This is a genomic window from Spirosoma gilvum (assembly GCF_054776815.1).
Genome location: NZ_BAAHBH010000004.1, coordinates 76,832 through 91,659 on the forward strand (window position 1 = coordinate 76,832; position 14,828 = coordinate 91,659).

Below are 14,828 nucleotides of genomic sequence, written 5' to 3' on the forward strand. Positions count from 1 at the left end.
GCAACCCTTAGTTCTGGAAGGCCGTATTATCAATCAAACCAATGTCAATTTACTTTAGCTTGTAGTTCCCGTTCACCTTAAATCCAATTTTACAATCAATGAAAAACCAATTGAAATCTTTAGTACTTACAGCCGCTGCTCTGTTTGCTTTTTCAACTACATACGCGCAAACCTGGGCGCTGGATAAAGCACATGCTAAAGTTGGCTTTACGGTTACCCACCTGATGCTGTCGGAAGTCGATGGCTATTTCAAAACATTCGAGGCAAAAATTAATGCTGCCAAGCCGGATCTTTCGGATGCCGTTTTCGAATTCTCAACCGACATCAATAGCATCGATACGGGTAACGAACGTCGTGATGGCGATTTGAAAGGCGATCGCTGGTTCGATGCAGCCAAATACCCGACCATGTCGTTCAAGAGCACCTCGTTCAAGAAAGTGGCCGATAATAAGTACAAAGTAGCTGGCGACCTGACCATGCATGGTGTTACCAAACCTGTTACCCTCGACGCGACGATGGTAGGCCCTAAGCAAATGCCCGGCCGTGATGGCAAGCCTGGCCCGGAGAAAGTAGGTTTTAAAATGACCGGCCAAATTAAGCGTACCGATTTCGGTGTAGGCGGAGCTGGTGCTATGCCGGTGAGCGAAGAAGTTGAATTACGGGCTACCGGTGAGTTCACCAAGCAGTCGTAATCAGTCGATAATTAGCCAGTACAGGTATGACCCCGATGGTGTCAGATGTTTATAGCTAGCATGCTTTTCTATAAACATTTGACCGCATCGGGGTCATACCTATTACAGACCAGTAGATAGGTTTTTTGAACAGTAAACGGATAAGCTACGCAGAAAGCAGAGTATCGACAAGCATTTACCGAATACGCTCAACGACTCGTTTTGAAATAGGCGCATTGCTGCTTACATTCGACTTGATTATCAACGCATTCTTTAAACCAGCCTCTACTAACTATGAAAAAACTAGGTGCAGTTCTTGCTCTGGGTATAGCCGGGCTTTTACTGCTGTCAACTACCACCCGACCGGTTCGTCATCAGTACGGAATGGTAACGGGTACGCCTACGATCAAGTCCATCAATGCGCTGGCATTTGGGCCTGATGGAATCCTGTTCATTGGTGACGGACGAAGTGCTGCCGTTTTTGCCGTTGATACGAAGGATATTACGCCGGTTGAAAAGCCAAATCCGGTCGACGTCAAAAACATTGACCAGAAAATTGCGGCTTTGCTGGGCACCGATGTAAAAAACATCACCATTCAGGATATTGCCGTCAATCCGACGTCGAAGAATGTGTATTGCGCTGTACAGCACAGCGATGGAACCCCCGTTTTGCTGAAAGTAGAAGGAGATAAAGTAGCTGCCGTTTCGCTGAAAGAGATTCCGTATTCAACCGTAACCTTAACCAATGCCCCTGCCGAAGACGCTAAAGACCGGCGGGGAGAATCCCTTCGAATTGCCTCCATTTCCGATATGGGCTTTTCGGATGGGAAAGTGCTGGTGAGTGGCCTGTCGAATCAGGAATTTGGCTCTACGTTCCGCAGCATCCCGTTCCCGTTTACCAACGCACAGGATCAAACCTCGCTCGAAATCTACCATGCCGCTCACGCCAAGTACGAGACCATGGCACCCATCAAAACCTTTACCACGACTGAGATAAAGGGCAAAAAATACCTGCTGGCGAGTTATACCTGCACCCCACTGGTTCTGTTCCCGATGGACGAACTGAAGCCCGGAACGCATGTAAAAGGTCGGACGGTGGCCGAAATGGGGAGTGGTAACCAACCGCTGGATATGGTCATGCTGAAAAAAGGGGGCGAATCGTTCCTGCTAATGGCCAACTCAAACCGGCCGGTATTCAAGGTGCGTTATAAAAATCTGGAAGATTTTCAGGGTTCGCTGACAACACCTGTTACCGAAAACTTCGCTACGGCTGGGGTGAACTTTGTATCGCTGCCATTGACCAACGTACTGCAAATCGACAAACTCGACGATGGCCGGATGATTCTATTACAACGTCGCTCAAACGGCAATCTTGATCTTTGGACTTCCAATGATTGGTTACTGTAAATCAACAACACAACCAACGATCAGGCTATGCGCAATGTGTAGCCTGATTTTTTTTAGTGCATTTCTGATACTCGCTTGCCAGTCCGGCGAAACTACCGATCTCACCATTCGCTGGAACGACAAGCGCGCAAAGAGCCTGCTTATTCCCAAACGTTTAGTCTCGTCCGTTCCCGCCGATTCGGTAGCACAACTTCTCACCGTACATCTGCTCAATGAGGAAACAGCCATTGCCGGGCAATACCAAGACATTGGTGACGACATCCTCTTTGAGCCACTCATACCTTTTACCCGTGGGTTGCGTTATGCCGTCTGGCTGCGCGATAAGCCTGTCCGTGAGATAAGCATCCCATCATTATCAGCCGACGATCATCCTGATTTACTGGCCATTTATCCAACACAGGATACCGTCCCCGAAAATCTGTTAAAAATCTATCTCCGTTTTTCACGGCCGATGCGCGAAGGCCAATCAGAAAAGTACGTTGCCCTGATTAAAAATAACCGGGATACGGTAAAGGGAGCCTTCCTGAACCTCCAACCCGAACTTTGGAATACCGACCGAACCATGCTTACCCTTTGGCTGGACCCAGGCCGTATCAAACGCGACCTACAACCCAACAAACTGTTAGGCGCTCCACTGGATGCGAATCAACGCTATCAACTGGTTGTATCGCCCAACTGGCTCGACCAGCAAGGTGCTAGCTTATCGAAACCGACCATCAAAACGTTTGTTACAAAGCTTCGGGACGGCCAGCCGCCAAACCCTGCTACATGGGCCATTCATTCACCTTCGTCTGGGAGCACACAACCACTCACGATAGCATTTGGTAAAGGACTTGATTATAGTTTGTTAACCGAAACGTTCCACGTGTTCCAGCAGAATGGCAAGCCCCTATCGGGTGTCTGGCAAATTGGAACCAATGAAAAGCAGAGTTCATTTAAGCCGGATAGCCCATGGCAAGAAGGGCGCTATACAGTCCGAATTGAATCCAGGCTGGAAGATTTAGCGGGTAATAACCTCAACCGTCCGTTTGATCGGGACATAACCCGTAAATCGCAGGCTAATACCGATCAACCATTTAAAGAAGTGTTTTTCGAGGTACGCTAATACGCCGATTTCCTATAGAAGGGGATCGATATAATAACAGAAAAGCCCCTCCCCTTGGACTAAGAGGAGGGGCCAGAAAGATATAAACGAACTCAAAGCAAACGGCCCAGGAAAATGAGCACAATGGCACCACCAACGGCAATCAGCAGATTCATAATCAGGCCGTCGTTGTCAGGGTCGTTACCAAGCTTCCGGGCAATAAAGCCGCCAAGAAATCCACCAACAATACCAAGAATAACATTAATGTACCATGGATTATGACTTTCCATGATGCGACTGGCAATATAGCCCGCTATGCCGCCAATCAGAATAGAATACAAAAAACCCATACGTTTAAGAGATTAGGTGAGATGCCATTAGGCAATACAAGTGTACTCAAAAGCTACCATAATGCTACTATAGACAAATTAAATGCACGATAGTCACAGCTTTAATGGGTATAATTACCATAAAAACGACTCTTTAAATTAGCTAAAAGACAATCTCTTCTTAGTATAAACACATGAATCGGTCTTCTTCGGGAAATCCCCTCCTGCTTTCTCAACGAGCCATGCGTATTGCTGCTGCAAGCCTTATTGTTGGCGGTACGTTTGTAGGCGCTTTTCAGAATCGCAACCTCAACAGGGCTTCAGGGTCGTACCTGAACCGTTTGTTTACTCAACTGAGTGACGACGACAAACATGACCCAAAATATGCAGTGGGTAGTCTGAACGTAGCTCCTGGGCTCGAAGCAACCCTCTTTGCCGCTGAACCTATGCTCACCAACCCCACCAACATCGATGTCGATGCCCGTGGGCGCGTATGGGTATGCGAAGCCTATAACTATCGGCCCGCCATCAACGGCAATCCCACCCGCAAGGAAGGCGACCGCATTGTGATTCTGGAAGATACCAATGGCGATGGCAAAGCCGATCTCACGAAAGTCTTTTACCAGGATCCTAGTATCGAATCTCCACTGGGCATCTGGGTGCAGGGCAATAAAGTGATCGTCTCCGATAGCCCGAACGTATGGGTACTCACCGACGAAAACGGCGACGACAAAGCTGACAAAAAAGAACTACTGTTTACCGGTATTGGTGGAGAGCAACACGACCACGGCATGCACACCTTTGTGTTTGGGCCTGATGGTAAGTGGTATTTCAACTTCGGCAATTCGGGCGAACAACTGCTGGATAAAGATGGTAACGCCATTGTGGACATTGCCACGGGCAAAACCATCAATAAGCAGAATTTCAAACAGGGCATGGTGTTCCGCTGTGATCCCGATGGCAAGAATGTGGAGGTACTGGCTCAGAATTTCCGCAACAACTACGAGATCGCCGTCGATTCATATGGCACGCTCTGGCAATCGGACAACGACGACGATGGCAACAAAAGCGTTCGAATCAACTACGTGATGGAGTATGGCAACTACGGCTATACCGACGAAATGACCGGCGCTGGCTGGCAAGCCAACCGCGATAACCTTGAGCCCGAAATTCCACGTCGCCACTGGCACCTGAATGATCCGGGTGTGGTTCCCAACCTGCTTCAGACCGGAGCTGGTTCGCCTACGGGGATTATTGTCTATGAAGGCAACCTGCTTCCTGAAGTCTTTCGGAATCAGGTTATTCACTGCGATGCCGGTCCAAACGTAGTGCGCTCGTATCCGGTGCAAAAAGAGGGGGCGGGGTATAAAGCCCAGATTGTTAACGTATTGGAAGGTGCCCGCGATCAGTGGTTCCGTCCTGCCGATGTCTGCGTTGCTCCTGATGGCTCGCTGATCATTGCTGATTGGTACGATCCAGGTGTGGGTGGTCACCAGGCGGGTGATCAGAATCGGGGCCGGGTTTACCGGGTAGCGCCCCCCAACTCGCCCTACACGATGCCCAAAGTTGATGTATCGACCACAGATGGCGCTATTGAAGCCCTACAGAGTCCCAATATGGCTATTCGGTACGCAGGTTGGCAAAAGCTCCACGGCATGGGCGCTAAAGCTGAAAAGGCTCTGGCAAAACTGTACAAATCGTCAGATAACCGGGACCCCGGACGGCCACGCATGCAGGCACGGGCGTTATGGCTGCTGAGCCAGTTGGAGAACGGCAAAAAATATATTGAAACAGCCCTGAAAAGTCCTAATCCCGATTTACGAATTACCGGTCTTCGAGCCGCTCGTGAACGGAAAATGGATTTCATTCCTTATGTAAAACAGTTAGCAAACGATCCAGACGCGCAGGTACGTCGGGAGTGCATCCTCGCGCTTCGTCGCAGTACTTCGCCTGATGCACCGGCTCTATGGGCACAGCTCGCCAGTCAATACGATGGCAACGACCGGTGGTATCTGGAAGCACTGGGAATTGGCGCCGATGGCAACTGGGATAGCTATTACACGGCCTGGTTAAAGCAGGTGAAAGGCGACCCGATCGCTAATGCAGCCGGGCGCGATATTGTCTGGCGAGCCCGTACCAAAGAATCTGTTCCCTTATTGGCTAAACTGGCTGGCGATCCATCGGTTGCAGTGGCCCAACGGTTGCGTTATTTCCGCGCATTCGACTTCAACCCTGGCGCTACCGAAAAATCCAATGCGTTGCTGAGTATTTTACAGGCCAATAATGGCTCTACGGATGTTACCAAACTAGCCCTGCGCCATCTGGACCCCGCTTTCGTACGCGATTCGCCCGTAGCGACCAATGCCCTTGCCAAGTTGATCAACGATGTGTACGGAACTCCTGAATACATCGAGCTGGTCACACGCTTTGAACCCGTTTCGGAAAATAATCACCTGAAACAACTGGCGCTGGCCAAGCCGATGGAGGGTATGGGACGGGATGCCGCTCGGCAGTTGCTCAAACAAGGCGGAGGGCCACTAGCCTGGGAAGTTATCAATGGGTCAGATGCAGAAGCCGCAACCAACATGCTGGTTGCTTTACGGCGGATAGGTAACAAGGAATCCATCAATATCCTGAAAATGGTGGCCTTGGATTCCAAGCGTCCGGCTGCCATTCGCCGGGAAGCCACCCGTTCACTCGGGGGAAGTTCTGAAGGTGCTGATCTGGTGGTCGAATTATTAAAGTCCGGTGATATTACGGGCGATTACAAGAAAGCGGCTGTGCAGGGTGTCAGCAACGACTGGCGCAAAAACATCCGCCAGCAGGCCGCCAGTTACCTCGACGGTGGTCAAAGTGCCGAAGGTAAAAAACTGCCTGGCATCAATGAACTACTGACGATGAAAGGCGATGCCGCCAGAGGGGTTAGTGTCTTTAAAAATAATTGTTCTATTTGCCACCAGGTCAATGGCGAAGGCATGGATTTCGGGCCAAAGCTCTCCGAAATTGGCTCTAAATTGCCAAGAGAAGGACAATACCTGGCTATCTTACACCCCGATGCCGGAATTAGTTTTGGTTTCGAAGGCTGGGAAGTGAAGTTCAAAGATGGTAGCTCCATGACGGGCATTGTCTCCAGCAAAACCGAAACGGATCTGCAAATGAAATTCCCCGGCGGTGTCGTCCAGAACTACAAAATGGCCGATGTTATCTCGATGAAGCAAATTGATTCATCCATGATGCCATCGGGCCTTCAGGAGGCCATGAGTACACAGGAATTAGTCGATTTAGTAGAATATCTAACCAGTTTGAAGAAAAAGTAACCGGGATTTAACGGATTTAGGGATTAATCTGATTTTGTTGATTTGCTTTCACTGAAGAGCTTCGAAGAAGCAAAAAACAAAATCTGTTTTTATCCATTAATCAGTTCAATCCCGGTTCAGACCAATTATGCAACGACGCAATTTCGTAAAATCAACGTTGGGCGCAGCGGGCCTGGGCCTGACTGCCGCAGCCGAATCAGTCGCCGACAACTGGCACTCGCAGCCTGCTTTTCTGGCCAAGAATACCTTCAAGCTGAAATATGCCCCTCACTTCGGCATGTTCGAAAACAGCGCAGGCAAAGACCCCATCGACCAGCTCAAATTTATGGCCGACATGGGTTTCACAGCGCTGGAAGACAACGGTATGATGGGTCGTGATGCGGCTTTACAGGAAAAGATTGCTAAAGAGATGACCCGCCTGGGCATGACCATGGGCGTGTTTGTACTTGATAAAGGCGGAAATGGCCAGAACACGCTAGCCGCTGGCAAACCCGAATACATCGAGATTTTCCTGAATGGTTGCTGGAAAGCTGTTGAAACCGCCAAACGCGTCAATGCGAAATTCACGACTGTCGTTCCCGGCGATTTCGAACGCAACTTGCCTATCGGCATTCAAACCGGCCATGTAATCGACGCGCTACGCCGGGGTGCCGATATTCTGGCCCCAGCGGGCTTAACGATGGTACTGGAACCCCTCAGTGATACGCCCAACCTATTCCTGCGCACCTCCGACCAGACGTACGAAATTTGCCGGGCTGTGAATAGTCCTGCCTGTAAGATTCTGTTTGATATTTATCACATGCAGAAAAACGAAGGGCATATTATTCCGCACATCAACTGGTGCTGGAGTGAAATTGGTTATTTTCAGATGGGCGATAACCCCGGCCGAAAAGAGCCAACAACGGGCGAAATCAATTACAAGAACATATTCAAGCACATTTACCAGAAGCAGAAAGCCGAAAACAAAGAATTCATCTTCGGTATGGAACACGGCAATTCGCAGCCCGGTAAAGAAGGAGAAATGGCCGTCATCAAAGCATACGTGGAGTCAGATAGCTTTACGGTGTAAGCTTTTTTGTCATTCCGACCGGGACGCGTCCCGGTCGGAATGACAAAAATTGTAAAAGCAAACGGGTAATCAGGTCAATTATAAATCCTGATTACCCGTTTTTCGCACGTAAATGTCTTCTTAGAGAACAATCACTGAGTTCTCTTCACCCGATACACCACTGGCTACATATTTATCAGCAGCCCAATCGTTCATCCATGTCGTACCATCTAACACGTAGCGGAATTGGTATTCGCTACCAACAGGTAACTCAACGGTTGTTTTATATGAACCGTCCTTTTGCTTTTTCAGAGCCTGGGCATTAACATCCCACCCATTAAACTCTCCGGCCAGGGCGACCGTTTTCGCACCATTGACGGCCTCAGCCGACAATTCAAACGTTACTTTTGCAATAGGTTTGCTTTTCAGAAATTGTTTGGCAACTGCCATAGAGGTACACTATTTGGTTTCAACGCAAAATTATAATACAAAATAAGCAATATCATAATTATCAGCGCGTTATAGACGAAAATTCTTTAAATAACCCTATTTTATGTAGCCTGTTTCATAAATACTAATCTAAGAAACGTACAATTTTTTTTGTGTCTAAATAAAGTGTATTTACCCGTTTGCAGCGTATTCTTTTCCGTTTTTAAAGCCTTCTATTCGACAAAATAAATTAGAATTTAACTCTGGCAGTTGGCCGAATTATTTCTTCACACCAAAGGCGGACAACCTCGTAAATACTTACTAATCATAAAATTTCCATACATCTGGCTCCCATAAAGCTTCTGATTTCCCCTTAATATTGCCTGTAACCTGCAAAAAATCTATTAAAACAGGGAATTATAAATACCGTACTAGATACTAAAAGCGAAACGGTTAATAAGGACTAAAAAACTCGAATTCAAACTATAGGCAACTGAGTAAAATTAAATTATATACAAAGTCATAAAGATTAATTTTATGATACTTTACATTTATTACATTGTCACAAAAAATAATCTCCCTTACCTATCTGTAAGCAGCGAATCGACAATTTTTTGAATTGAAGCAAATCGTTTCTCATAATTCCCTCCAACAAGTACGTAAGGTAATTTACGGTGCTCCAGCACATCCCGAAAACGAGCCAGCATTTCGGGTCGGCGGTTCCCCTGGTCGCGTAGGTCGTCGGCCACCCAGGGAACATCAATATCGAGCAAAATATACTGGTCATAAAGTACCTGATGCTCCAGTTCATACAAGATGGGTGGTACATGCTGGAAATAAATTTCAGAATAGATCTGGGTAGTAATCAAATCGGTATCACAGAATAAAATCCGATTAGCCACTTGCTCGGCAGCCTTAACGGCTTCGGTTTGGGCCTTCCCTATCCGAATAATATCGTGTACTGTAAAATTGTTGGATGTAAGAAACTGACGAGCCATTTCCGGCACAAACGTCGTCTGATAAGCCGTTGCCAGCCGATGCGCCAGTGTTGTTTTCCCCACGCTTTCCGGACCATATAGACAAACTTTTTTAACGAAATAGGGGCGAACTATGTCAGGTATGTAGTCCCAGTATTTTGTCGGTTGTTGTCGAATTAGCGTCGCCGAAATGGGCACCTGCTGCCGGGGTGGATCAAACGCAATATGAATCAATCCAGAATGATGCGCCAGCGGAATCGCATAGGCTTCCGACGAAAAAAATACGCTCACAGTCGGAAATCGACGTTTGATGAACGCGGCCCACAACTTGGTAGCTTCCCAAAGTGGCAAGGCAGGGTCATGAAAATCGTCGGATTCAGCCACGACCTGAATGGTTGGGTATGGAACCAGTAGTTCGGTTAGCCAACGGAGTCGCAGTTCGGGCGGAATCACATCGTCGGGCGTGACGGTCATTGACACAATAAGTTGGTCGCATTGCCGACGGGCAAACTCGATCAGGGCCAGATGCCCTTTATGCACGGGCATAAATTTGCCAAACACCAGTCCTGTTACCATAAAAAATTATCGAACGACTGCGCCATAACTTCGGTATTCACGAGTCCAGGTCCAGGCACCCATAGCCGCGACGAAACAGAAGACAAAATACTCAGCGCCAACGAATTTCACCCCCTTCACAAAATACATATAGGTCAGAATGGTATCGACCGCCAACCAGACATACCAACATTCAACACGCTTTTCAATCATCAGAAACGTAGCCACAATACTCATGACTGTTGTGAATGAATCGAGATAGGGGAACGCACTGGGTTTACTGAACAGCACTGGAAACCACTCGTGCAGATTGCTCGCAAATGTTCCCAGCACCACCGTGGCGATTACGCCCGAAATGGTCCAGATTATAAGCTGACGGGTCGGTATACGGCTGATACGGAGTTCCTGATGCTGATTGGCTTCAAATTGCTTTGGGTGCGTCCATCGCCACCATCCCTGAATGTTGGTGATAAAGAAAAACACCTGCAAAAACATATCGGGATAGAGTTGTATCTGGTAAAACAGAAAGAAAAACAGCAATACACTCACTGCGCCAATTGGCCAGCTCCAGACATGCGCCCGTGCCGAAAGCCATACGGCTACCGCTCCAGTAGTGGCGCCAAAGAATTCCAGATAACTCATGGGATAGTCCCACACGGTAAAGAAAATAGATTCAATGTCAAAAAAATTGGGCATGTATCCAGTAATCAAGGGGAACTTTTGATCTTTAACGCTGCGAAAGTACGCATTAACCATTTACCCAAACTCTTACCTATGCAACGTATTGCCATGCTTGGGGGCGGCTTTATTGGCCGCTTCTACGCCGATTCGATTCATGGTCAGCGCAGCCGCGATAAGGTGGTGGCGATCTACGCCCGCCGTCAGGAAACCGCCGATAAATTCAAGGCCGATTATGGCTGCAGCTTTGCCTCGACCGATATGGAAGAGATCATTGCGCATCCCGATGTGGATATGGTCTGCATCGCACTACCTAACAACATCCACGAAACGGCCGTCAATCTCTGTGCTAAGCATAAAAAATCGGTTGTCTGCACTAAACCCCTCGGTCGCACGGGCGAAGAAGCCTTGCGTATGATGAAAACGGTAGAAGAAGCGGGCATTTTCGCGGGTTATCTGGAAGACCTTTGCTATACGCCCAAATTTTTGAAAGCACTGGACAGCGTAAAAAATGGCGCTTTGGGCCGTATTCTCTGGGCGAAATCGCGCGAAACACATCCTGGCCCTCACTCCGACTGGTTCTGGGACAAAGAGCAGGCTGGTGGCGGTTGTATGCTCGACCTCGGCTGCCATTGTGTCGAAATTTCCCGGAATTTCATTGGCAAAGATGTTAAGCCTGTTGAGGTTATGTGCTGGGCCGCCACGCAGGTGAAACCCATCGAAGCTGAAGACCATGCCATTGCGCTGGTCAAATACGAAAACGGTGCTATCGGCCAGTTTGAAGTAAGCTGGACCTTCCGGGGTGGTATGGACCTGCGCGACGAAGTGATGGGCACCGAAGGCACGATCTGGATCAACAATTTCCTACGTACGGGCTTTGAGATGTTTTCGACCGGCAAGGGAGCCGATTATGTGGCCGAAAAAGCCGAATCGAACACGGGCTGGCTCTTCCCGGTGGGTGATGAGGTGAATGACCTGGGTTACAACCACATGTTTACGGATATGTTCTCCGCGCAGGAAGATGGACGTGACCCTGCCGAAACCTTTTACGATGGCTATATTGTCAATGCAGTGCTGGATGCAGCTTATAAATCAGCCGAAACCGGCCAGTGGGAAAGGGTAAATCTTCCGGTATGGCGCGGCCAGGAAGGCCTAAAACCCGAATCAACCCTGATCGAATACGATGCCGACCATTATCTGATCAAACAGGAAATGACCCACGACGGCCGAAACAAGCTGATTCTGAAAGAAAAAGCCAGCGGCAAAATCATCGAGCGGGATGTCGTGTAGCTCCTAAGCATGACCAACATTATGCTCCTGAGAAACTAAGACTTACAGCAGGTTGCTCAAATTAGCGAAGAAAGAATAAACCACGGCATTTGTGACTCAGTGGTGACATAAATTTCTGAAAATCATAATATTTTAAAATAATTAATTATCTTGCAAGGGATGCACAAAAATAAAAACGCCGGACTCATGTGCGTTCCGGCGTTTCGGCATTCTTTTCTTAACTTAAACGCTTATGGGGCGTCAATTGAATGACGCATTTTCCTGACTGATGTTGCATTATAACACCACAGTTTTACGAGTGGTCAAATAAATGTACAAACGGTCAGCCAAAAACGCCGGTCCTTAGGGTACCGGCGTTTTTGGTTTGAATAATTCGTAACAAAACGAGTGAAATAGAACAATTTCTTTAGATTTGTGTACGTAACAGTGATTTATTGACTAGCTTTTATGTTTAATAGTTAAGGGTATACGTCCCTGTTGCAGGCAACACGTATTGTGAGAATTATCGGTTCAACTCAACGGATTGTATTCATAAAGCAGCCATTTACAAATTACCACTCTACCTGAACTAACAAAGCAAATACCTTTGCTTTCAAACCTGTCATTTCTACATGAATACGCAATCAGCCATTGACCTATACCCCTGGAGACGTTTCTATCCGAAAGAAGTCCCCTACGAAATTAACCCTGACGCTTACCCTTCCTTGGTGGCTTTATTTGAGGAAGGTTGTCAACGGTTCGCCAATCACTCGGCCTATGCCTGCATGGGCAAACAGATTACGTTTGGTGAATTGAATACATTAGCCACACAGTTTGCTTCCTTTTTGCAGAATGAACTTCATCTGCAAAAAGGGGATCGTCTGGCAATCCAGATGCCGAACACACTGCAATATCCGGTTGCCATGTTTGGCGCCTTAAAGGCAGGGCTCGTGGTTGTCAACACAAATCCGCTGTATACTCCCCGCGAGATGCAGCACCAGTTTAAAGACTCGGGTGCCAAAGCAGTGGTCATCCTGGCCAACTTTGCCAGCAATCTGGAGAAAATCATCGATCGTACCGACATTCAGCACGTTATCGTTACGCAACTTGGCGATTTACTCGGCTTCCCGAAAAAGCAGATCGTTAACGCAGTGGTCAAGTACGTCAAAAAGCTGGTTCCAGCGTATAAGTTACCCGATGCCATTTCGTTCAGCGATGCGTTGAGTCGGGGGCGTCAGCAACCGTTCAAATCCGTCGATATTCAAAATACGGATCTGGCGTTTGTGCAATACACCGGGGGCACCACTGGGGTTTCGAAAGGAGCTATGCTCAGCCATCGAAACATTATCTCGAACGTGGAAGGCCAGCATTATTGGATGAAACCAGGCCATATCCCTGATGGCGAAGGAATCATCGTTGCCGCCCTCCCGCTTTACCACGTTTACGCATTGACAACAAACGCGTTGGCAGCCTTGAAAAGCGGGGCTATGAACCTGCTGATTACCAACCCCCGAGATCTGAATGCATTTATCGACGACTTGAAGAAATACAAGATTACGGCCTTCACCGGCGTCAATACGCTTTACAATGGGCTCTTGAATCACCCTCGTATCAACGAAGTTGATTTCAGTCATCTGAAGGTTACTTCGGCAGGTGGTATGGCGCTTCAGACAGCCGTAGCCGAACGCTGGGCCAAGCTGACCGGCAATACGCCCTGCGAAGGCTATGGACTGACCGAAACCTCGCCCGTTTTATGCTCAAACCCGATTGATGGCACTGTTCGGGTGGGAACAATTGGTATCCCCTGGCCTAGCACCGAAATGAAAGTTATCCGGGAAGATGGTACCGACGCCCCCATTGGCGAGCCTGGCGAAATCGTTGCCCGAGGGCCACAGGTGTTCAAAGGGTATTATAACCGACCCGACGAAACCGCCAAGTCAATGATGGGCGACTGGTTTAAAACGGGCGACGTGGCCGTGATGAATGAAGATGGGTTCTTCAAAATCGTTGACCGCAAAAAAGATATGATCCTGGTCTCGGGCTTTAATGTTTATCCCAACGAAATTGAGGATGTTGTGGGCCAATGTCCAGGCGTGTCGGAAGTAGCCTGCATCGGTATTCCGGATGAAAAATCGACGGAAGTGGTTAAAATTTTCGTCGTCAAAAAAGACCCTAATCTAACAGTTGACGCCATCAAGGAGTTCTGCCGTGAGAACCTGACGCCCTACAAAGTCCCTCGTGTTATCGAATTCCGGAACGAATTACCCAAATCGAACGTCGGCAAAATTCTGCGTCGCCCTTTACGGGATGAAGAATTAGCGAAATTGAAAAAGTAAGACTTGTTCAAGTTTAACGTTTCAGGTTTCAAGTTGGCTGACTGTACGGAAGTAATTGTACGTCCACCAACCTGAAGCCTGAAACGTTAAACATTTTACGCATCCATCGCCATTACTTCCTGCTGAAAGCCTTTAACCTGCTTCATAAAGCGGCTGGCTTTCCGGCGCGACACTTCAATACGATCGCCATTCACCAGACTGACGCTTAGCTGCTGGCGATCAGGGTGTACGGCCTCCAGATACAATAAGTTGATAATGTTTTTTTTGTGCGGCCGAACAAATACTCTGGGCGATAGGCGGGTTTCCATTTTCTTCAGCGTAAGCGATACCATCAACTGGCTACCATCCGCAAAATGAAATAAGGTGTAGTTTCCTTCGCCTTCCAGCCGCACTATACGGTGCATGGGCATTTTTTTACGGCACCCCCAAAACGGAAGTGTTAGATCGGGCATAGCAAACTGACCGGCAATTTGCTCAACATGTACATTTGATAGAGGTTTGGTCAATAGAGCCTTTTTCATTTTGTGGAGACATTAAAAGGGTGTGAATAAACAAAACGTTAATTTTTGCTTTAGCAAGTTTAAACAAAATTCATTATCAAGCAATTAGCTAATCATAAATTATTTCAATATAAGCTAAATAAAAGTCAATAATTCACAAATAGCCACTGTAATGCTAAATTAGAACACGCTTTTGCGAACTAATTGAATCGCTTTAACCTTGTTCCA

Annotated in this window: 12 protein-coding genes; 7 read left to right on the top strand and 5 right to left on the bottom strand. The window is 47.7% G+C overall.

Annotated features, from left to right (window positions below):
• The first annotated feature begins 98 nt into the window (after positions 1-98).
• The 3 genes from ACYVFD_RS11730 (at position 99) to ACYVFD_RS11740 (ending at position 3,183) form a co-directional block, all read left to right on the top strand.
• On the top strand, positions 99-692 hold the full coding sequence (locus ACYVFD_RS11730) for a YceI family protein (protein ID WP_461090227.1): 594 nt from the start codon (positions 99-101) through the stop codon (positions 690-692).
• A gap of 273 nt (positions 693-965) precedes the next feature.
• A complete protein-coding gene (locus tag ACYVFD_RS11735; protein ID WP_461090228.1) occupies positions 966-2,078 on the top strand; it encodes a hypothetical protein in 1,113 nt (370 codons plus the stop codon).
• Between the two features lie 34 nt (positions 2,079-2,112).
• Positions 2,113-3,183, top strand: a complete 1,071-nt coding sequence (locus tag ACYVFD_RS11740) for an Ig-like domain-containing domain (RefSeq protein WP_461090229.1) — start codon at positions 2,113-2,115, stop codon at positions 3,181-3,183.
• 92 nt (positions 3,184-3,275) lie between these two features.
• On the opposite strand, the gene ACYVFD_RS11745 is transcribed toward ACYVFD_RS11740, so the two are convergent.
• Positions 3,276-3,512, bottom strand: a complete 237-nt coding sequence (locus ACYVFD_RS11745; protein WP_461090230.1) for a GlsB/YeaQ/YmgE family stress response membrane protein — start codon at positions 3,510-3,512, stop codon at positions 3,276-3,278.
• A 221-nt stretch (positions 3,513-3,733) separates the two neighbouring features.
• On the opposite strand from ACYVFD_RS11745, the gene ACYVFD_RS11750 reads away from it, so the two are divergent.
• Both ACYVFD_RS11750 and ACYVFD_RS11755 read left to right on the top strand, forming a co-directional pair.
• On the top strand, positions 3,734-6,808 hold the full coding sequence (locus tag ACYVFD_RS11750) for a PVC-type heme-binding CxxCH protein (protein WP_461090812.1): 3,075 nt from the start codon (positions 3,734-3,736) through the stop codon (positions 6,806-6,808).
• Positions 6,809-6,935: 127 nt separating this feature from the next.
• Positions 6,936-7,877, top strand: coding sequence for a hydroxypyruvate isomerase family protein (locus ACYVFD_RS11755; protein ID WP_461090231.1), 942 nt, complete (start codon positions 6,936-6,938; stop codon positions 7,875-7,877).
• A 120-nt stretch (positions 7,878-7,997) separates the two neighbouring features.
• On the opposite strand, the gene ACYVFD_RS11760 is transcribed toward ACYVFD_RS11755, so the two are convergent.
• The 3 genes from ACYVFD_RS11760 to pnuC form a co-directional block, all read right to left on the bottom strand.
• The gene (locus tag ACYVFD_RS11760; RefSeq protein WP_461090232.1) at positions 7,998-8,306 is read right to left on the bottom strand and encodes an isoamylase early set domain-containing protein; all 309 of its coding nucleotides are present in this window, start codon (positions 8,304-8,306) and stop codon (positions 7,998-8,000) included.
• 560 nt (positions 8,307-8,866) lie between these two features.
• The gene (locus tag ACYVFD_RS11765; RefSeq protein WP_461090233.1) at positions 8,867-9,838 is read right to left on the bottom strand and encodes an AAA family ATPase; all 972 of its coding nucleotides are present in this window, start codon (positions 9,836-9,838) and stop codon (positions 8,867-8,869) included.
• 6 nt (positions 9,839-9,844) lie between these two features.
• A complete protein-coding gene (pnuC, locus tag ACYVFD_RS11770) occupies positions 9,845-10,513 on the bottom strand; it encodes a nicotinamide riboside transporter PnuC (RefSeq protein WP_461090234.1) in 669 nt (222 codons plus the stop codon).
• Between the two features lie 78 nt (positions 10,514-10,591).
• Between pnuC and ACYVFD_RS11775 the strand changes: the two genes are divergently transcribed.
• Both ACYVFD_RS11775 and ACYVFD_RS11780 read left to right on the top strand, forming a co-directional pair.
• Entirely contained in the window at positions 10,592-11,785 is a 1,194-nt protein-coding gene (locus ACYVFD_RS11775; protein ID WP_461090235.1) for a Gfo/Idh/MocA family protein, read from the top strand.
• Between the two features lie 611 nt (positions 11,786-12,396).
• Positions 12,397-14,100, top strand: coding sequence for an AMP-binding protein (locus ACYVFD_RS11780; protein ID WP_461090236.1), 1,704 nt, complete (start codon positions 12,397-12,399; stop codon positions 14,098-14,100).
• A gap of 95 nt (positions 14,101-14,195) precedes the next feature.
• Here ACYVFD_RS11780 and ACYVFD_RS11785 read toward each other — a convergent pair whose 3' ends face one another.
• Positions 14,196-14,621 (bottom strand): LytR/AlgR family response regulator transcription factor, encoded by a 426-nt coding sequence (locus ACYVFD_RS11785; RefSeq protein WP_461090237.1) that lies wholly within the window; start codon positions 14,619-14,621, stop codon positions 14,196-14,198.
• Positions 14,622-14,828 lie beyond the last annotated feature (207 nt).